We start from the raw sequence: 18,094 nt of genomic DNA, 5'->3' as shown, positions 1-18,094 counted from the left end.
GTGCGCGGGCGGGCGCGGCAGGTCGCGCAGCGGCCCCAAGTCGGCGAGGAGCCCTTCCCGCTGCGCGCGCAGGGGCAGCGCGCGGAGGATGCGCCTGAGCTCGTCCGCGCGGGCGCGTGCGACGCCGAGGTCCCTCGCCGCGCCGGCATAGGACGCCTCCGCGCGCGCGAGGCTCTCCGCCAGCCGGGCATGTTCGGAGGCCTGGACGTCGACCTCGTCGCGCTTTGTCTTCAGGTCGGTGTGCCGCCGCTTCAGAACGGCGATGTGCGTGGAACTCGCCCGCTTGCGGAAGATTTTGTCCGCCTCATCGGTGACCTCGTCGAGCTTGCGCGACAGCTCAGCAAGGCCGCTGCTGGCGGAAAAGAGCAGCTCGCCGATGTCGCCCTGGCTGTCGAGGATGGCGTCGCCGCCGAGCTCCAGTGTCTCGTCGTCGAGCGAGAACATCATCCGGTAGCTGTCCCGGGTGAGGCCGCCGAGCGGGCCCGCCAGCAGCGCGGGGGCCAGCACCTCGCCCCTGGCGTTGCGCAGGGAATGGGTGCGCTGTTTGATCCGGCGGACCTCGTGGACGGCGCCGTCGAACTCCAGCGCCGCGCCCACCTCCATCGATGCGTAGGGATGGAGGAAGGCGTAGCGGCTCTGCTCCTGGATGCCGAAGAGCACGTCGAGATAGCCGTTGAGCGAGGTGGACTTGCCCGCCTCGTTCGGGCCGTAGACGACGTGGAGATCGAGCCCCTCCGCCGGCTTAGCGCCGAAGTCGAGGACCCGGTCGGTGAACCGGCCGTAGCGGACGAGGTCGAGGCGCTGCAATCGCATCAGCGCTCTCCGCCGGCGTCGGCCTCGAGCCGGGCGAGGACGTCCTCCCCCGCTTCCGCCAGCAGCGTCTCGACGAAAGCCTCGAATTCCTCCTCCGAGCCGCCGGAGAAGGCGCCGGCATCGCCCGGCAGGTCGTCGCGCAGCTCGCGGACGAGGTCGCGCACCGCCTCGCGCACGCCGTGCTGGCCGGCCGCTCCGGCGCGCAGCAAGTCGGCGAGCTCGCGGACCGGATCGGCGGCGCCGGTGTCGCGCGGCGCGGCGGGCGTCTCCACCGCGAGCTCTATCTTGTCGATCCAGGTCCGACCGCCGGCCTCGATGCGGTGCTCGATCTCGGTGGTGAGCAGGTCGCGGTCGCGCCGGAGCCGCCAGGCGAGCGGCGTTGCGCCCGAGAGCATCAGACGGCCGACGAGATGTGGCGCCTCGGTGCGGTCGCGCTGGCGGCCGATGGCCTGCTCGATGGCGTCCACCGCCTCCCGCCAGGAGGCGATGCCCGTGAGGTCGACGGGAATGCGCTCGAACTGCGCGATGCTGGTCGGCCATTCCTCGACCGTGATGCGGCGGTCGTCGCCGACGGTGACGAGCGAGACCGTTTTCAGGCCGGCCTCGTTGATGTCGCGGCCCTGCGGCATGCCGGGCATGACGACGGTGCGCGCGCCGGCATGGTGGCTGCGCACGTGGACATGGCCGAGCGCCCAGTAGTCGAAACCCGAGCCGTGAAGGTCACTGGGGGAGCAGGGCGCATAGACGTCGTGGCCCGGCGCGCCGGCGAGGCTGGTGTGCATCACGGCGACGTTCACCGCATCGGCCACCGGCTGGCGGAACTTCGGCACCAGGCTTTCGGGCGCATGGGGCCGCGAGAAGCTGATGCCGTGGACGGCGATGCCGACACCCTTGCCGGCGATCTCCACCGTCTCCCCGCGGCCGCCGAAGACTTTCACGCTGGGCGGCAGGATCAGCTCCTGCGTGATCTTCGACAGGGCGTCGTGGTTGCCGCGCACCTTGAACACGGCGATGCCAGCCTCGTGGAGCCGCCCGAGCTGGGTTGCGAGGAAACGCGCCGTCTTCATCGAGGTCTGGTCGCCGTCGTAGAGATCGCCGGCGATCACCAGGGCATCCACCTTCTGGTCGAGGCACAGGTCGACGATGGCGACGAGGGCCTGCCGCGTGGAATCGCCGATCAGGGTGGCGAGCGCCGGATTGCGCAGCGCCAGCGACCGCAGGGGTGAATCCAGGTGGATGTCCGCGGTGTGGACGAAGCGGAATGGCAAGGCGGTCTATCCTCGGGCCGGCGCGGAATCGGCCCCCGACCTTGCCCCTTTGCGCGGGGCTGCTCAACAGCGCAGGCGGCGGGCCTGCCGAAGGCGCGGATAGGCCTGCGGCGCAATGTCGCCGGCCTGCGCCATGGGGGGAACACATCCGCCCGTCACCTGTTGGAGAGGGTCGGACTGCCCGGCGCCGGGCTCCGACGCCCCTGCTCGCCGACGGTCCGAGACCGTTGCCGGCGCGACCCCTTCCGCCCGATGCGGTCGCGCAGCAGCTTCCCCACCGAGAGGACTTCATGACCGTATCGACCTTGCGGCGATCCGCTCTCGCCCTGTTCGTCCTCGCCGCCGTCGCGGCCGGCCTGTGGTGGACGCAGCCCGCCTTCCTCTCCCGTCTCGGTCTGCCTGGCGGAGCTGCCGAGACGGCGCGGCCGGGCCGTCCCACCGGCGGAGCCATGCCGGTCGAGGTGGCGCGGGCGGCGCGCGAGCGCGTGGCCGACCAGGTCGACGCCATCGGCACGCTGGCGGCCAACGAGCAGGTCAACATCGCTCCGGAGGTCGCCGGGCGCATCGTCGCCTTCCATTTCCGCGAGGGCCAGCGGGTGGAGGAGGGCGCGAAGCTCGTCGATCTCGACGCGACCATCGCCGCCGCGGAGCTGCGGCAGGCCGAGGCGAACCTCTCCCTGGCGCAGGACGTCTATGACCGCAGCCAGACACTCGTCCAGCGCGGCGCCGGCACGCAGGTCGCCCTCGAACAGGCGACGGCGCAGCTCGCCGTCGCGCGCGCCAACGTGGCGGCGGCCGAGTCGAAGCTGCGGCAGCTGACCCTCACCGCGCCCTTCTCGGGCGTGGTCGGCCTGCGCAGCATCAGCGTCGGCAACATCGTGCCGGCCGGGCAGGCGATCACCACACTGACCCAGCTCGACCCGATCAAGCTCGACTTCTCGATCCCCGAACTGTTCATCGGTGCCGCCACTGCCGGCCAGACGGTGGACGTGCGCGTCGACGCCTTCCCCGACCAGCGCTACAGCGGCGCGGTCTATGCCATCGACCCCGTGATCGACGCCTCGGGCCGGGCGCTGCGGCTGCGGGCGACCATTCCCAATGCCGACGGGGCGCTGCGGCCCGGTCTTTTCGCCCGTGTCTCGCTCACCACCGCCGTCCGCGAGGATGCCGTGGTCATTCCCGAAGCGGCGCTCGTCGCCTCGGCGTCGGGCCGGGATCTCGCGGTCTACGTGGTCCGCGAGGGCCGGGCGTCCATGGTGACGATCAGCGCCGGCCGCCGGTTCGACGGCAAGGTGGAGGTTACGCAGGGCATCGCGGCGGGAGATATGGTGGTCACCGCCGGCCAGATCCGCCTGCGCGACGGCGCGGCGGTGAACGTCATCGAACCGCCCCCGGCACCGTCCACGGCGCCGCCGGCGAGCGCCGGACCGACCGCGTCCGTGCGGCCGGAGCGCCGGCGATGAACCCCTTCGCGGTCTTCGTCCAGCGACCCGTCTTCTCCACCGTCCTCAGCATTCTCGTGGTGCTGATCGGTGCGGTCTCCTATTCGCGCCTCGCGGTGCGGCAGTTCCCCAATATCGACGAGCCCATCGTCTCGGTGCGCACCACCTACCAGGGGGCGAGCGCGGAGATCATGGAAACGCAGGTCACCCAGGTGCTGGAGGATTCGATCGCCGGCATCGAGGGCATCGAGATCATCACCTCGGCGAGCCGCCAGCAGACCAGCAACATCTCCGTGCGCTTCCGCCCCGAGATCAATCCGGATGTCGCCGCCTCGGACGTCCGGGACCGCGTGTCGCGGGTGCGCGGGCGCCTGCCCGACGAGATCGAGGAGCCGATCATCGCCAAGGTGGAGGCCGATGCCCAGCCGGTCATCTATCTGTCGCTGACCGGCCAGGGGCTGAGCGCGCTGGAGCTCACCGACTTCGCCAGCCGCTTCATCGTCGACCGCCTGCAGACGGTCACGGGCGTTTCCGAGGTTCGCATCCTCGGTCAGCGCACCTTCGCCATGCGGATCTGGATCGACCGCGCGCGGCTCGCTTCCTACCAGCTCACCGTGCAGGAGGTGGAGGCTGCGCTGCGCGCCCAGAACGTGGAAATCCCCGCCGGCCTGATCGAGAGCCAGTCGCGGGAGTTCACGGTGCTGACGCAGACGGGCCTGACGACGCCGCAACAGTTCCGCGCCATCGTGCTGCGCGAGCAGAACGGCGCGACCGTGCGGCTCGGCGACGTGGCGAAGGTGGAGATCGGCCCGCGCGACCAGCGCAGTTCGGCCTGGTTCGGCGGCGTGCCGTCGGTGACGCTCGGCATCGTGAAGCAGGCCACCGCCAATCCGCTGGACGTGTCGGCGGGCGTCACGCGCGCGCTGCCGGCCATCTCCGACGACCTGCCGCCGTCGATGCGGCTCGCCTTCTCCTTCGATTCCTCGGTCTTCATCGCCCGCTCGATCAGCGCTGTCTATGTCACCATCGCCGAGGCGGTGGTGCTGGTCGTTCTCATCATCCTCCTCTTCCTGCGCTCGTTCCGGGCGACGCTGATCCCGCTGGTCACCATCCCGATCTCGCTGATCGGCGCCTTCGCGCTGATGCTGGTCTTCGGCTTCTCGGTGAACACGCTGACGCTTCTGTCCCTGGTGCTGGCGATCGGCATGGTGGTGGATGACGCGATCGTGGTGCTGGAGAACATCTACCGCCACATCGAGGACGGCATGGAGCCGGTCGCAGCCGCCATGCGCGGCATCCGCGAGATCGCCTTCGCCGTCGTCGCCATGACGCTGACGCTGGTGGCGGTCTATGCGCCCATGGCCTTCGCGACGGGGCGCATCGGCAAGCTCTTCATCGAGTTCGCCCTGACGCTGGCCGGTGCCGTCGTCGTCTCCGGCTTCGTCGCCCTGACGCTGACCCCGGTCATGTGCGCCAAGCTGCTGCGCCGGCAGGAGACCCACGGACGCATCTACATGATCCTGGAGCGTGGCTTCGTCGCCATGACCAACGGCTATCGGCGCTCGCTCGAGGCGGCCCTCTCCGTCCGCTGGCTCGTCATCCTGATCGCGCTGGGTTCCGCCGGTGTCGGCGCCTGGTCCTTCACGCTGCTGCGCTCGGAACTCTCTCCCGTCGAGGACCAGGGTTCGATCCGCGCCCAGGGCACGGCGCCGGAAGGCGCGACGCTGAGCTTCACCGCCGACCAGGCGCGGCGCATCGAGCCGGTGCTCGCGGCCCATCCGGACGTGCAGGCCTATTTCACCATCGTCGGCTTTCCCGACGTGACCCGCGCCATCGTCATCGCCCGGCTGAAGCCCTGGGAGGAGCGCGACCGCTCCCAGCAGGACATCGTCACAGAGATCAACCGCGAGCTGGCGAAGATCCCGGGCGTGCGCATGTTCGCGGCCAATCCGCCGGCGCTGGGCGGCGGCCGGCAGGGCAGCCCGGTCGAGTTCGTCATCCGCACCTCGGAGCCCTACGCGAAGCTCAAGGACTATTCCGACCGGCTGCTGGAAGCCGCGGCGGCCTCGCCGGCGCTGGCCAATCTCGACAGCGACCTCATCCTCAACAAGCCGCAGATCCGCGTCGACATCGACCGGCAACGGGTCGCCGACCTCGGCCTTTCCATCGAGGTGATCGGACGGACGCTGGAATCGCTCCTCGGCGGACGGCAGGTGACCCGCTTCACCCAGAACGGCGAGCAGTACGATGTGATGGTCCAGGTGGCGGATGCCGAACGCGCGACGCCCGACGTGCTCAGCGCGATCTACGTGCGCTCCTCACGCGGCGATATGGTGCAGCTCTCCAGCGTGGTGACCGCGACCGAGACCATCGCCCCGCGCGAACTCAACCGCTTCAACCAGTTGCGCGCCGCCACCATCACGGCGACCCCGGCGCCCGGCTATACGCTGGGCGACGCGCTCGCCGCGCTGGAGACGGCGGCGGCCGAGGTGCTGCCGCCCACCGTTCAGATCGATTATGGCGGGCAGAGCCGCGAATTCCGCCAGACCGGCGCCAGTATCGTGCTGGTCTTCCTGCTGGCGCTCGGCTTCATCTACCTGGTGCTGGCGGCCCAGTTCGAGAGCTTCGTTGATCCCTTCGTCATCATGGTCTCGGTGCCCCTGTCGATCACCGGGGCACTGGCGACCCTCGCCCTGACCGGAGGCTCGCTCAACATCTACAGCCAGATCGGACTGATCACGCTGATCGGGCTCATCACCAAGCACGGCATCCTCATCGTGGAATTCGCCAACCAGCTGCGCGAGGAGGGCCGCGAGAAGGGCGAGGCCCTGGTGGAGGCGGCGATCCTCAGGCTGCGGCCCATCCTGATGACGACGGGAGCCATGGTGCTCGGCGCGGTGCCTCTGGCGCTCGCGACGGGGGCGGGTGCCGAGAGCCGCTCGCAGATCGGCTGGGTCATCGTCGGCGGCATGACCTTCGGCACGCTGCTCACGCTCTACGTGGTGCCGGTCGCCTACAGCCTCCTGTCGCGCAGCCATGCGGCGCCCGCACCGGCGGAGGGCGCGGTCCAGCCTGCCGAATAGGCCCGCCTCCGGCCTCGGACGGACGGCCGGGGCGACCGGTGGCGGGGTGGCGTGCTAGGTCTCCTCGCCCCAGCCATCGCAGCAGGACGGACAGGACCCATGAGTGAGGACCATCAGCGCGTCGCGCTCGTCACAGGCGCGGCGCAGGGCATCGGCCTCGCCACGGCCACCCGCTTCCTCGCCGACGGGTGGTCGGTCGCCATGCTCGACGTCAACGGTGCGGTGCTCGCGGCGTCAGCGGCCGGCCTCGGCGCCGCCGACCGCATTCTCGCCCTGACGGCGGACGTGTCGAAACCGGCCGATGTCGACGCGGCACTCGCCGCCGTCGCGGCCCGGTTCGGGCGGCTCGACGCCCTCGTCAACAATGCCGGCATCGCGCATTTCGGTCCGCTGATGGATACCCCGCTCGAGGCCTGGAACGAGGTGATGGCGGTGAACCTCACGGGGCCCTTCATCATGACCAAGGCGGCGGTGCCGCTGATGCGCGAGACGGGCGGCGCCATCGTCAACATCACGTCCATTTCCTCGCTCCGCGCCTCGACGCTTCGCATCGCCTACGGCACGTCGAAGGCGGGGCTCGGCCACCTGACGAAGCAGATGGCGGTGGAGCTCGCCAGCTACGGCATTCGCGTCAACGCGGTGGCGCCGGGCCCGGTCGACACGGCCATGGCGAAGAAGGTCCACTCGCCGGAGATCCGCGCCGACTACCACGACGCCATCCCGCTGAACCGCTACGGCCTGCCGGAGGAACTGGCGGACGCCATCGTCTATCTCTGCGGCCCGGGTGCGAGCTACATCACCGGCCAGACGCTGGCCGTGGACGGCGGGTTCGACGCCGCCGGCATCGGCCTGCCGACGCTCAGGCGCAGCCAGAACGGCTAGGCGAGGCGGGCCCGTGCGCCCGGCGGGATCGTCGGCGCCGCTGCGTTGAGCTGCTCGACGGCAAAGCCCGCGGCGGCCTTGTAGCCCGCCATGAAGGCGGTGCGCTCGGCGGCGGGAACGACGGCGTCGATGTCGTCGAAGGTGCCGCCGCAACGCTCGTCGACGAGGTTGAGGAGGCCGAAGGGGCCGGCGCCGCGGTTGCGCAGCACCACCTGCGAGATCGGCGCGCAGAGCTTCTGATCATAGGCGGCAAGCGCCTCGGCGTTGACCCCGTGCGCGACGATGGCCGCGCCGAGGACGCGGGCGTCGACGATGGCCTGGCTCGCGCCGTTGGAGCCCGTCGGATACATGGCGTGGGCCGCGTCGCCGAGCAGCGCCACCGGCCCGTCCTGCCAGGTCGGCACGGGGTCGCGGTCGATCATCGGGTTCTCGTAGACCTTGTCGGCGCCGCGGATCAGGGCGGGGACGTCGAGCCAGTCCCAGCGCCAGTCGGCGAAGTGGTGGGCGAATTCGTCGATGCCGACCTCGCGGAACCAGCCGCGCTGCTTCCAGCCCTCGGAATTGTCGACCACCACCTCGGCGATCCAGTTGATGGTGGCGAGGCCGTCGGCGCCGGGAGGCGAGATCGGATAGACGACGACGCGGTGGCGGTGGGTGCCGAGGCCGATGAAGGAGGCGCCGGTGCGGATCGGCCGGCCCCGGCTGGTGCCGCGCCACATCAGCGCGCCGCCCCAGTGGATCGGCGGCTGGTCGGGGTGCATCTGCGCGCGGACGGCAGAGTGGATGCCGTCGGCGCCGATCAGCAGCGTGCCGTGCTCCTCCGAGCGGCTGCCGTCCGCCGCCTCGACGAAGGCGGTGACGCCGTCGTCCTGCCTGCGATAGCCCTTGACCTGCCGGCCGAGCCTGACGGCATCCGGCCCGAGCCGCTCCACCACCTTGTCGTGCAGCAGCATGTGCAGAAGGCCGCGATGCACGGCATATTGCGGCCAGTTGTAGCCGGCGAGGAGCCCGCGCGGTTCGGCATAGATGTCGTTGCCGTTGAGGCCCACCAGCGCCCATTCCTTCGCAGGCAGGCCCACCCGGTCGAGATCGCCATCGCCGATGCCGAGGTCGCCGAGTTCGCGCACGGCGTTGGGTTGCAGGTTGATGCCGACGCCGAGCGGGCGCATCTCGCGCACGCTTTCATACACGGTGCAGGGCACGCCGATCTGGTGGAGCGTCAGCGCCGTGACGAGGCCGCCGATGCCGCCGCCGGCGATGATGACGGATGGGTCGGTCATGGCAACTCGGCTCGCAGGGACAGAAGAAACGTCAGGGCGGTTACCGCCGCCTCTCCCCTCGCCCTTAGCGATTTCCGGCGGGCGCGGCCAGTCCCTATCCGCCGGGGGGCGCAAAGCCGCGGATGAGCGGCGCCAGTTCGACGTCGTCGATCAGGGCGGCTGCCTCGGCGACATCCATCCAGCGGCGCTCGCGGCGCTTGCGCTCCGGCCAGGCCGAGTTCTGCCGCCGTACCTCGAGCGCGTAGACCTCGACCCGGCAGCGCGCGACGGCGCCGGTCGAGAGCACCTTGTCATAGTGGTAGGACCCGATCGCCCGCTTGCCGATCTTGCCCTCGACGCCGGCCTCCTCGGCCGCTTCCTGCGCCGCGACCTTGTGGGCTGGTCGCTTGCCCATGGGCCAGCCCTTGGGAATGATCCAGCGACGCGTGCTGCGGGAGGTGATGAGCAGGATTTCGAGGCCGCCCTCCGCGGCAACGCGATAGGGCAGGGCCGCGAACTGGAGGCGGTTGCGCTCGTCGGGAGTTGCGCGGTCGACGCCGGCCGGTCCGGCGTCCGGCTCCTCATCCATCGCCGTGGTCTCCCTGCGGTCCGCCGCCTGCATGTGAATGGCCTTTCCAGACGCCCCTCGGCGGCACGGGCCACAGATCGCAGACCTACATGGCCGGCTCAAGGCGCCGTTTCGGTATTCTGTTACAGATTCGTCATACAAAGTCCCATCGCATTGCGGTGGAAAGGAAAAATCCAGTCCTGCCGGTTTCGTTCCTTTTGCTGCTGCGGGGGTACATCGGGGGACGGCGGATGTTGCGCCTCTTCGCAGGGCGTTCGGTGGGCAGCATGAAGCGGAGGAGCGCGGCGCCTGACGTCGTTCTGAAATGCTGCGTCCCGAACATCCAGCGCGCCGGCCGTCGAGCCGGTTGTCCGCCGGAGATCCCCATGTCCATCCGCCCCAGCCTCTGCCTCCTGCTGGTCCTGTGCTCTCCAGCCATGGCGCAACCGACCGGCGACAGCCTGCCGGACCGCCGTCCGGGCCATTGGGAGCTCACCATGCTGCTCGAGGGCCGCGCGGGCGGGCCGGAAATCAAGGCGGAGAGCTGTACGGACGCGGCGACCGAGCGGCAGATGATGCAGTTCGCGCTGGGCGTCGCCGGCGGCACCTGCCAGCGTTACCAGGTGCGCCGGGTCGGCCAGGAGTATCACGTCGACGTCGACTGCCAGATGGGCCCGATGCGCACCGTCTCGCGCTCGGTGATGAGCGGCGACTTCCAGACCGCCTATTCCATCAGGATCGAGGGCACCGTCACCATGCCCGGCCAGCCGCAGCAGCAGACCATGATCGTGCAGAACGCCCGCTGGCGCGGGGCGACCTGCTCGGGGGGCCTCGTGCCGGGGGACATCCAGACGGGCGGCCAGAAGGTCAACATCCTCAGCCTCGGCGCCGCCGCCTCCCCGCCGCCGCGCCGCTGAGGGCCGGCACGCGCAGGGAGCCCGTATGGTTCACGCAACTGCGTGATTTCGCGCTCTGCCGCCCTTCCTCACCGCGGCCGCATGGCGTATGGCCCCCGGCAACACCAGTCACCGGGCAGTCCACGCGTATGATTCGACTCGAGAGCATCGGAAAGCAGAACGGCAAGCAGATCGTCTTCATTGAGGCCTCTGCCGCCCTGCAGCGGGGCGAGAAGATCGGCCTCGTCGGCCCCAACGGCGCCGGCAAGACGACACTGTTCCGCATGATCACCGGCGAGGAGCCGCCCGACGAGGGCCAGGTCTCCACCGACCGCGGCGTCACCATCGGCTATTTCAGCCAGGACGTCGGCGACATGGCCGGGCGGAGCGCCGTGGCCGAGGTGATGAACGGGGCCGGCCCGGTGAGCGAGGTCGCCGCCGAGCTGAAGGCGCTGGAGGCGGCCATGGCCGACCCCGAGCAGGCGGACCGCATGGACGAGATCATCACCCGCTACGGTGAGGTGCAGGGTCGTTTCGAGGAGCTCGACGGCTATGCGCTGGACGGGCGGGCGCGCGAGGTCCTCGCCGGCCTCGGCTTCTCCGAAGAGATGATGGAAGGCGACGTCGGCAAGCTCTCGGGCGGCTGGAAGATGCGCGTGGCGCTCGCCCGGATCCTGTTGATGCGTCCCGACGTGATGCTGCTCGACGAGCCGTCCAACCACCTCGACATCGAGAGCCTGATCTGGCTGGAAGCCTTCCTCAAGGGTTTCGAGGGCGCGCTGATGATGACCTCGCACGATCGCGAGTTCATGAACCGCATCGTCGGCAAGATCATCGAGATCGATGGCGGTTCACTCACCACCTATTCGGGCGACTACGGCTTCTACGAGCAGCAGCGCGCGCTCGCCGAGAAGCAGCAGCAGGCGCAGTTCGAGCGCCAGCAGGCGATGCTCGCCAAGGAGATCGCCTTCATCGAGCGGTTCAAGGCCCGGGCCTCCCATGCCGCGCAGGTGCAGAGCCGGGTGAAGAAGCTGGACAAGATCGACCGCGTCGAGCCGCCGCGCCGCCGCCAGACGGTGATGTTCGAGTTCCAGCCGGCGCCCCGCTCGGGCGAGGACGTGGTCAGCCTGAAGGGCGTCCACAAGCGCTACGGCAGCCGCACGATCTACGAGGGGCTCGACTTCCAGGTGCGCCGCCGCGAGCGCTGGGCGATCATGGGCGTCAACGGGGCGGGCAAGTCGACGCTCTTGAAGCTCGTCACCGGTGCGACCGAGCCGGACAGCGGCCAGGTGGCGCTCGGGGCGAGCATCAAGATGGGCTATTTCGCCCAGCACGCCATGGAATTGCTGGACGGCGAGCAGACCGTGTTCCAGTGGCTGGAGGAGGCCTTCCCCCAGGCGGGCCAGGGCTCGCTCAGGGCGCTGGCGGGCTGCTTCGGCTTCTCCGGCGACGACGTGGAAAAGCGCTGCCGGGTGCTCTCGGGCGGCGAGAAGGCGCGGCTGGTGATGGCCCGCATGCTCTACGATCCGCCGAACTTCCTGGTCCTGGACGAGCCGACCAACCACCTCGACATGGCCACCAAGGAGATGCTGATCAAGGCGCTGGCCGGCTACGAGGGCACCATGCTCTTCGTCTCGCACGACCGGCACTTCCTCGCCGCCCTCTCCAACCGGGTGCTGGAACTGACGCCGGAGGGCATCCACGCCTATGGCGGCGGCTATACCGACTATGTCGCCCGCACCGGCCAGGAAGCGCCGGGCCTGCGCAGCTGATCCGTCGCCGGCTCCCTTCCGTAGAACACGTAGGTTCGGGCGCGCACGGCGTGCCGGTCCCGCCAGCCAGCCCCCATGGCTGAGAATGCGCGTGCCGCTCCCCCCGGCCCGCGCGGGAGGCTGCCCTGGCCCGGGCAGCCTCCCTTTTCCCCGGCCACCCGCCTAAGGTCGGGGATACGCCGCAGGGGGACGGAATGGCCGATCACGAAATCTTCGAACTGAAGTCCTTCGCGCTGCAGTGCGGGCTGACGCTGCCCCTGGCGCGCCTCGCCTACAAGACCTACGGCACGCTGAACGCCGCGCGTAGCAACGCCATCCTCTACCCAACCTCCTACGGCGCCCATCACAGCGACGTCGACTGGCTGATCGGGCCCGGCCGGGTGCTCGATCCGGAGCGCTGGTTCATCATCATCCCCAACCAGTTCGGCAACGGGCTCTCCTCCTCGCCGAGCAACCTTCCCGAGCCCTTCGGTCTCGGCCGCGACCCGGTCTTCACCCATGTCGACAATGTCGCCGCGCAGGAGCGCCTGCTCCGCGAGGTCTTCGGCATCGAGCGCCTCGCCCTCGTCTACGGCTGGTCGATGGGCGGCCAGCAGGCGCTGCACTGGGGCGCGCTGCATCCCGACCGGGTCGGCGCCATCTGCGCGGTCTGCACCTCGGCGCGCACCAGCCCGCACAACAAGGTCTTTCTCGAGGGCATCCGGGCAACGCTGAAAACCGACGGTACCTATCGCGACGGACGGTTCACCGAGCGCCCGGTGAAGGGCCTGCGCGCCTTCGCCCGCGTCTATGCCGGCTGGGCGATGAGCCAGGCCTTCTACCGGCAGGAGGTGTGGCGGACCGTCGGCTTCTCGTCGCTGGAGGACTTCCTCGTGCGCAGCTGGGAGGCGAATTTCCTGAGGCGCGATGCGGCCGACCTCCTGTCGATGATCGAGACCTGGATGGCCTCCGACATCTCCGACAATGCGGTGTTCGGCGGCGACCTGAAGCGCGCGCTCGGCGCCATCACGGCGCCCTCGATCATCATGCCGTCGGAGACGGACCTCTATTTCCCGGTGGAGGACGGCGCCATCGAGACGGCGCAGATGCCGAATGCGGAGCTCAGGCCGATCCCTTCCATCTGGGGCCACCGGGCCGGCAATCCCTCGCTGAACCCCGAGGACGAGGCCATGCTGCGGCAGGCGGTGACGGATCTCATCGGCTGAGCGCGAACGGGGGCCGGCCATTCGCCGGCGCCGATGGCCAAGGCGGCGGCTGCGCGGCATGGTGTGCCTCCCATCAGGGAAGGAACGCCGATGATCTACGAACTGCGAATCTACAACTGCCTGCCGGGCCGGCTGCCGAAGCTGCTCGCCCGTTTCCAGAACCACACGCTGAAGCTCTGGGAGAAGCACGGCATCCGCCAGGCGGGCTTCTTCACCACCGTCATCGGTCCGTCGAACAACGACCTGACCTACCTGGTGGCATGGGAATCCATGGCCGAGCGCGAGGCCAAGTGGGGCGCTTTCCAGCAGGATCCGGCCTGGATCGCGGCGCGCAACGAGAGCGAGGCCGACGGGCCGATCATCGCCAATGTCGAGAGCTCGTTCCTGGCGCCGACGGCCTTTTCCTCGGTGAAGTGAGGAAAGCGGGGCGGGCTCTCGCGAGCCCGCCCCGAAAGATCACTCGGCAGTGAAGCGGGTGGTGCCGGCCGACCGGTTGTAGAACAGCGTCACCTTGCTGACGGTGCAGAGGTCGACGCCGCGGAACTCCGCGGTCTCCTTGTCGTCATAGACGACCTTGATGTCGAAGCTGCACTCGGTGGTGCTGCCGTTGAAGCGGACCGTGACCTGCCGCGCATTGCCCAGCGTGTCGGCGCCGAGAACGTCGTTGCCCCAGGCGGTGACGCGGGAAGGACTGACATAGACCTCCTCGATCGTGTAGCCGGTGCGGTTGATCAGGACGAAGTCCTGGCGGGACTGGGCGTGGACGTCGCCGGCGACGAGCAGGGTGATGGCGGCCAGGGCCGCGATGAGGAAAGCGCGCATGTGGATGTCTCGTGCCCTCCGCTGGTGCAAGAACAAGGGGTGCGGAGGTGAACAGGGGTGCACCGGCGCGCACCCTGCACAGCAGGCTCACCCAGGGTCAATCGGTCGCAGCGGCCTGCCGATGGCCTAGGCCATCGCGCCTCGTTCCAGGATACCGGCAGGGCCTCAGGGGCGGGACGGCAGCACGATGGGCTGTCCGTGCGGGGTCGCCTCGGCGGCCCTGTGCCAGGCTGCAGTGGTGTCGTCGATGGCCGGACCCGTGGTGACCCCGCGGGCGATCACCAGCCGTTCGAGCGCCCGAATCCAGTGGCTGTAGTAGGTCTCGCCGGTGTCGGGATCGCCGGCCGCTTGGGCGGCGCGGATCTCCGCCGACAGCGTTTCCGCCCACTCACCCCAGGTGAACAGGCCCTTCTGGTGCAGGGTCACGGCGAGGGCGAAGGCGTGGGCCTCCCAGGGTTCGCGGAAGACCGGGCCCTCGGCGTCGCAGGGGATGTGGGGGAGGGCGGCGAGGTCCGGCGCGGGGAGGGTCGTCATGCCGGGCTCAGGTAGCTGTCCCAGGCGTCGACCGAGACGCTGGAGGCGGGATCGGCCTCGGCGCCGAAGAGCTCCTGCCCGTCGAAGCGGACGGTGTAGAGCCATTCCGGCGCCTCGCCCGTGCCGGTGGCATTGGAGTCGGCGAAGACATGGACGCCGTGGAGATGGGTCACCGTGCCCGTCTTGCCCTGGACGTAGCGCGGCAGGCGGGTGTGGCCCTTCGGTTCGGGCATGGTGGCGGTCCTGACGCGCTCGCCGACGGCGAAGCGGGCGGGGACGGCGGACGGGCGCTCGGTCGGGCCGCCGCGCGCCAGCACGGCGGGGACGTTGTCAGCGGTCAGGACCCGCGTCACCGGCCTCGCCGGATCGACGGCGCGTCCGGCGGCGAGGTCGGCCGCGGTGACGAGACCGCGGTCGGCCATCAGGCGCTCCAGACCGCCGGTCCAGACCTCGTAATAGCTCATGCCGAGATAGCCGGGCTGCTGCTCGCGGGCGGCGCGCGACTGGTCGATGTTCCAGGAGCCGGTGGCGCCCATGGCGAGGGTCAGAGCCAGGGCCCGCGCCTCCCAGGGGGCGTGGAACAGCGGCTCGTCGCGTTCCGGCACGACGGGGCCGAGGCCGAGACGGCCGCCGAGATCGGCATGGGTCACGTAGGTCATGCGGCGGCTCCCGGAGCCCGCGGCAGGCCGGTGCCGATCATCGAATCGCGGGTGACGAGGTCGGCGAGACGGGCCTCGTCCCAGCCCTCGGTGCCGGGGGGGCGCTCGGGGACCACGAGGTAGCGGATCTCGGCGGTGGAATCCCAGACCTTGATCGCCTTGGCCGTGGGCAGCGTCACGCCGAAATCGGCGAGCACGCCGCGCGGGTCGCGCACCGCCTTGGCGCGGTAGGGCGCCGACTTGTACCAGACCGGCGGCAGGCCGAGCACCGGCCAGGGGTAGCAGGAGCACAGGGTGCAGACGACCATGTTGTGGGTGTCCGCGGTGTTCTCCACCGCCACCAGATGCTCGCCCTGGCGGCCGGCATAGCCGAGTTCGGCGACGGCTGCGGTCGCGTCGGCGAGGAGGCGGGCGCGGTAGCCCGGGTCGACCCAGCTCTTCGCCACGACGCGGGCGCCGTTGTGCGGCCCGACCTTCGTCTCGTAGGTCTCGATCAGCACGTCGAGGGCGGCCGGATCGACGTAGCCCTTCTCGACCAGGATCGTCTCCAGCGCCCTGACCCTGGCGTCCATGGCGGAGAGTTCGCTGTGGTCGTGATCGTGGTCGTGGTGATGGTCGTGATGGTGATGGTCGTGGTGATCGTGATCGCTCATGACGCGCCTCTCAACCCGCCGGAGGCTAGCGCGGCTCCGGCGTCAGAAAAAGTCGGCCGCTCACTCGCGACCGCCGCCGCACGACGTTGCGCGTCAGGCCTTCGGGGCCCGGGCGATTTCCTCGGCCCGCAGGTCCTTGCGCAGGATCTTGCCGACGTTGGACTTCGGCAGTTCTGTGCGGAACTCGACGAGCTTGGGCACCTTGTAGCCGGTCAGGTGCTCCTTGCAGAAGGCGCGGATCTCCTCGACCGTGACGTCGACGTCGGGCTTCTTGACCACGAAGGCCTTCACCGCCTCGCCGGCAGCCCCGTCAGGCACACCGACCACGGCGACCTCGAGGATGGCGGGGTGCTTGGCCAGCGTGTCCTCGACCTCGTTGGGGAAGACGTTGAAGCCGGAGACCAGCACCATGTCCTTCTTGCGGTCGACGATGCTGAAATAGCCGTCCTCGTCCTGGACCGCGATGTCGCCGGTGTAGAGCCAGCCGTCGCGCACCGTGCGGGCGGTCTCGTCGGGCTTGCGCCAGTAGCCGGCCATGATCTGTGGGCCGCGGGCGATGAGCTCGCCGGGCTGGCCATGCGGGACTTCCTTGCCCTCGTCGTCCACGCACTTGATGTCGGTGGACGGGACGGGCACGCCGATCGTTCCTTCCTTCACCGCGTCCAGCGGATTGAAGGTGAGGACGGGGGAGGATTCCGTCAGGCCGTAGCCCTCGATCACGGGCGTGCCGGTGACCTCGCGCCAGCGCTTGGCGACGGCGTCCTGCAGGGCCATGCCGCCGGCGCAGGAGCTCTTCAGGGCCTTGGGCGGGTTGTCGCGGAACCAGGGCTCGTTGTTGAGGCCGTTGAACAGGGTGTTGACGCCCGTCAGCGTCGAGATCGGGTACTTCTCGAAGGCCTTCTGCAGGTTGGTCAGCGGCCGCGGATTGGGCACCAGCACGTTGTGGGCGCCGAGCACCCAGTAGCCCAGCATGTTCACCGTGAAGGCGAAGATGTGGTAGAGCGGAAGCGCGGTGAGGATGGTCTCCTCGCCCCGGACCATGTTCGACGCGACCATCTCCAGCGACTGCGCCATGTTCATGACGAGGTTGCCGTGGGTCAGCATGGCGCCCTTGGAGACGCCGGTCGTGCCACCCGTGTATTGCAGGACGGCGAGCGTATCGAGCCCGACCGTCTCGGCATAGGCGGAGACCTTGACCCCGCTCTTGCGGGCCTCGCCGGCCGCGAGAGCTGCGCGGAAGGTGGTGTGCTCCACCGGAACCGGCTTCACCGACTTGTCCTTGTACTTCTGCACGAGGCCAACCAGCGTTCCCTGCAGCCAGGGCATGAAGTCGGTGATTGAGGAGACGACGACGTTGCGCACCTTGTGCCGCGAGAAGGCTGCCGGGAGCTTGTCGGCGAACATGTCGATGATGACGAGCAGGTCCGGATCGCCGTCGGCGAAGACGTTGCCCATCTCCTCCGCCGTGTAGAGCGGGTTGATGTTGATGAGGACGCAGCCGGCCTTGAACACGCCGAAGGCGACGATCGGGAAGGCGAGGGCATTGGGCGTCTGCAGGGCGACGCGGGCGCCGGCCTCGAGCTTCAGGACCTCGCGGAGGTAGACGGCGAAGTCGTCCGACAGCCGGTCGATGTCGGCGTAGCTGAGCGAGCCGCCCATGCCGTTGGGCAGGCAGAGGGAGAAGGCGGTCTTGGCGCCGTAGGTGCGCGCGACGGAGCGGACCATCGCGGCGAGGTTCGGATGGGGGGCCTCGTCGATCGTGTGACGCATGCCGACCGAATAGAACTTCGTCCACGGCCTCGCGGGCGCGCTGTCGACGTGTGTCATGCCATCCTCCCCGTATCGTCTTTGGTCTCAGCCTATAATCCAACGGCGCTGGGCCCGCCAGCCGGCTTAATGCCACGCCGGGGAGGGGCCGCCTGCGGCCGGACTAGCGCAGCTTTCCGGCGGCGCGCAGCACGAAGCCGATGACCTCGGCCACGGCCCGGTAGAGCTCTTCGGGAATATGGTCGTCGATGGCGACCCCCGAAAGGGCCTCGGCCAGCAGCGGATTGCCCTCGACGGCGACACCGTGCTCGCGGGCCGTGGCGATGATCTTCTCGGCGATGAGGCCGCGGCCGGAGGCCGTGACCCGGGGCGCCGCGTCCTTGCCCATGTCGTATTCCAGCGCCACCGCGACGGTGGGGCGGGGCGGAGCCTCGCCGGCGCTCATGACGAGAGGTCCAGGCGATGGCGCGG

17 protein-coding genes are annotated in these 18,094 nt (G+C 69.7%); 7 read left to right on the top strand and 10 right to left on the bottom strand.

Translation table 11 applies throughout. The features are described from left to right. Together ACT6XY_RS18340 and ACT6XY_RS18335 are read right to left on the bottom strand one after the other, a co-directional pair. Nucleotides 1-813, bottom strand: an 813-nt coding sequence (locus ACT6XY_RS18340) for an ATP-binding protein (RefSeq protein ID WP_444749763.1), incomplete at its 3' end; no start/stop codon positions are given. After that, nucleotides 813-2,081 carry a metallophosphoesterase family protein gene (locus ACT6XY_RS18335; RefSeq protein ID WP_444749762.1) on the bottom strand — a complete coding sequence of 423 codons (1,269 nt, stop codon included), beginning with the start codon at nucleotides 2,079-2,081 and terminating at the stop codon, nucleotides 813-815. The genes ACT6XY_RS18340 and ACT6XY_RS18335, both read right to left, overlap by 1 nt. Before the next feature lie 290 nt (nucleotides 2,082-2,371). Here ACT6XY_RS18335 and ACT6XY_RS18330 point away from each other — a divergent pair, with 290 nt between their 5' ends. From ACT6XY_RS18330 to ACT6XY_RS18320, 3 genes are all read left to right on the top strand, one after another. Further along, the gene (locus ACT6XY_RS18330) at nucleotides 2,372-3,544 is read left to right on the top strand and encodes an efflux RND transporter periplasmic adaptor subunit (protein WP_444749761.1); all 1,173 of its coding nucleotides are present in this window, start codon (nucleotides 2,372-2,374) and stop codon (nucleotides 3,542-3,544) included. Next, nucleotides 3,541-6,606 (top strand): efflux RND transporter permease subunit, encoded by a 3,066-nt coding sequence (locus ACT6XY_RS18325; RefSeq protein WP_444749760.1) that lies wholly within the window; start codon nucleotides 3,541-3,543, stop codon nucleotides 6,604-6,606. Before ACT6XY_RS18330 ends, ACT6XY_RS18325 begins: the two co-directional genes overlap by 4 nt. Before the next feature lie 99 nt (nucleotides 6,607-6,705). Continuing rightward, a complete protein-coding gene (locus tag ACT6XY_RS18320; protein WP_444749759.1) occupies nucleotides 6,706-7,488 on the top strand; it encodes an SDR family NAD(P)-dependent oxidoreductase in 783 nt (260 codons plus the stop codon). On the opposite strand, the gene ACT6XY_RS18315 is transcribed toward ACT6XY_RS18320, so the two are convergent. Both ACT6XY_RS18315 and ACT6XY_RS18310 read right to left on the bottom strand, forming a co-directional pair. Beyond that, the gene (locus ACT6XY_RS18315) at nucleotides 7,485-8,768 is read right to left on the bottom strand and encodes a flavin-dependent oxidoreductase (protein ID WP_444749758.1); all 1,284 of its coding nucleotides are present in this window, start codon (nucleotides 8,766-8,768) and stop codon (nucleotides 7,485-7,487) included. The genes ACT6XY_RS18320 and ACT6XY_RS18315 overlap by 4 nt on opposite strands. A gap of 94 nt (nucleotides 8,769-8,862) precedes the next feature. Further along, nucleotides 8,863-9,336 carry an NUDIX hydrolase gene (locus tag ACT6XY_RS18310; RefSeq protein WP_444749757.1) on the bottom strand — a complete coding sequence of 158 codons (474 nt, stop codon included), beginning with the start codon at nucleotides 9,334-9,336 and terminating at the stop codon, nucleotides 8,863-8,865. A gap of 365 nt (nucleotides 9,337-9,701) precedes the next feature. Between ACT6XY_RS18310 and ACT6XY_RS18305 the strand changes: the two genes are divergently transcribed. The 4 genes from ACT6XY_RS18305 to ACT6XY_RS18290 all read left to right on the top strand — a co-directional run bounded on the left by ACT6XY_RS18305 (nucleotide 9,702) and on the right by ACT6XY_RS18290 (nucleotide 13,605). Beyond that, a complete protein-coding gene (locus tag ACT6XY_RS18305; RefSeq protein ID WP_444749756.1) occupies nucleotides 9,702-10,232 on the top strand; it encodes a DUF3617 domain-containing protein in 531 nt (176 codons plus the stop codon). 128 nt (nucleotides 10,233-10,360) lie between these two features. After that, a complete protein-coding gene (locus tag ACT6XY_RS18300) occupies nucleotides 10,361-11,983 on the top strand; it encodes an ABC-F family ATP-binding cassette domain-containing protein (RefSeq protein ID WP_444749755.1) in 1,623 nt (540 codons plus the stop codon). Nucleotides 11,984-12,177: 194 nt separating this feature from the next. After that, nucleotides 12,178-13,188, top strand: coding sequence for an alpha/beta fold hydrolase (locus tag ACT6XY_RS18295; protein WP_444749754.1), 1,011 nt, complete (start codon nucleotides 12,178-12,180; stop codon nucleotides 13,186-13,188). A gap of 90 nt (nucleotides 13,189-13,278) precedes the next feature. Beyond that, nucleotides 13,279-13,605: an NIPSNAP family protein gene (locus ACT6XY_RS18290; protein WP_444749753.1), complete on the top strand. Its 327-nt coding sequence runs from the start codon at nucleotides 13,279-13,281 to the stop codon at nucleotides 13,603-13,605. Nucleotides 13,606-13,644: 39 nt separating this feature from the next. Here ACT6XY_RS18290 and ACT6XY_RS18285 read toward each other — a convergent pair whose 3' ends face one another. The 6 genes from ACT6XY_RS18285 to ACT6XY_RS18260 all read right to left on the bottom strand — a co-directional run. Next, nucleotides 13,645-14,010: a hypothetical protein gene (locus ACT6XY_RS18285; RefSeq protein WP_444749752.1), complete on the bottom strand. Its 366-nt coding sequence runs from the start codon at nucleotides 14,008-14,010 to the stop codon at nucleotides 13,645-13,647. Between the two features lie 165 nt (nucleotides 14,011-14,175). Then, the gene (locus tag ACT6XY_RS18280) at nucleotides 14,176-14,544 is read right to left on the bottom strand and encodes a nitrile hydratase accessory protein (protein WP_444749751.1); all 369 of its coding nucleotides are present in this window, start codon (nucleotides 14,542-14,544) and stop codon (nucleotides 14,176-14,178) included. Beyond that, nucleotides 14,541-15,203: a nitrile hydratase subunit beta gene (gene nthB, locus ACT6XY_RS18275; protein WP_444749750.1), complete on the bottom strand. Its 663-nt coding sequence runs from the start codon at nucleotides 15,201-15,203 to the stop codon at nucleotides 14,541-14,543. The genes ACT6XY_RS18280 and nthB overlap by 4 nt, the downstream gene beginning before the upstream one ends. Then, the gene (gene nthA / locus ACT6XY_RS18270; protein WP_444749749.1) at nucleotides 15,200-15,856 is read right to left on the bottom strand and encodes a nitrile hydratase subunit alpha; all 657 of its coding nucleotides are present in this window, start codon (nucleotides 15,854-15,856) and stop codon (nucleotides 15,200-15,202) included. The genes nthB and nthA overlap by 4 nt, the downstream gene beginning before the upstream one ends. Before the next feature lie 93 nt (nucleotides 15,857-15,949). Continuing rightward, a complete protein-coding gene (locus ACT6XY_RS18265; protein WP_444749748.1) occupies nucleotides 15,950-17,683 on the bottom strand; it encodes an AMP-binding protein in 1,734 nt (577 codons plus the stop codon). Between the two features lie 103 nt (nucleotides 17,684-17,786). Continuing rightward, nucleotides 17,787-18,094: EscU/YscU/HrcU family type III secretion system export apparatus switch protein (locus ACT6XY_RS18260; protein WP_444749747.1), on the bottom strand; the 308-nt coding region annotated here is incomplete at its 5' end.

Source organism: Phreatobacter sp. (assembly GCF_052440005.1).
In the GTDB taxonomy this organism is placed as follows: domain Bacteria; phylum Pseudomonadota; class Alphaproteobacteria; order Rhizobiales; family Phreatobacteraceae; genus Phreatobacter.
Note: the sequence above shows the minus strand (reverse complement) of the source record. Positions and strands in the feature narration are given on the sequence as shown.

Coding starts and splice junctions, on each gene's coding strand:
- nthA (WP_444749749.1), bottom strand. CDS start 15,856: ATGAGCGATCACGATCACCACGACCATCACCATCACGACCATCACCAC.
- nthB (WP_444749750.1), bottom strand. CDS start 15,203: ATGACCTACGTGACCCATGCCGATCTCGGCGGCCGTCTCGGCCTCGGC.
- ACT6XY_RS18310 (WP_444749757.1), bottom strand. CDS start 9,336: ATGGATGAGGAGCCGGACGCCGGACCGGCCGGCGTCGACCGCGCAACT.
- ACT6XY_RS18330 (WP_444749761.1), top strand. CDS start 2,372: ATGACCGTATCGACCTTGCGGCGATCCGCTCTCGCCCTGTTCGTCCTC.
- ACT6XY_RS18320 (WP_444749759.1), top strand. CDS start 6,706: ATGAGTGAGGACCATCAGCGCGTCGCGCTCGTCACAGGCGCGGCGCAG.
- ACT6XY_RS18290 (WP_444749753.1), top strand. CDS start 13,279: ATGATCTACGAACTGCGAATCTACAACTGCCTGCCGGGCCGGCTGCCG.
- ACT6XY_RS18300 (WP_444749755.1), top strand. CDS start 10,361: ATGATTCGACTCGAGAGCATCGGAAAGCAGAACGGCAAGCAGATCGTC.
- ACT6XY_RS18280 (WP_444749751.1), bottom strand. CDS start 14,544: ATGACGACCCTCCCCGCGCCGGACCTCGCCGCCCTCCCCCACATCCCC.
- ACT6XY_RS18295 (WP_444749754.1), top strand. CDS start 12,178: ATGGCCGATCACGAAATCTTCGAACTGAAGTCCTTCGCGCTGCAGTGC.
- ACT6XY_RS18265 (WP_444749748.1), bottom strand. CDS start 17,683: ATGACACACGTCGACAGCGCGCCCGCGAGGCCGTGGACGAAGTTCTAT.
- ACT6XY_RS18305 (WP_444749756.1), top strand. CDS start 9,702: ATGTCCATCCGCCCCAGCCTCTGCCTCCTGCTGGTCCTGTGCTCTCCA.
- ACT6XY_RS18315 (WP_444749758.1), bottom strand. CDS start 8,768: ATGACCGACCCATCCGTCATCATCGCCGGCGGCGGCATCGGCGGCCTC.
- ACT6XY_RS18285 (WP_444749752.1), bottom strand. CDS start 14,010: ATGCGCGCTTTCCTCATCGCGGCCCTGGCCGCCATCACCCTGCTCGTC.
- ACT6XY_RS18325 (WP_444749760.1), top strand. CDS start 3,541: ATGAACCCCTTCGCGGTCTTCGTCCAGCGACCCGTCTTCTCCACCGTC.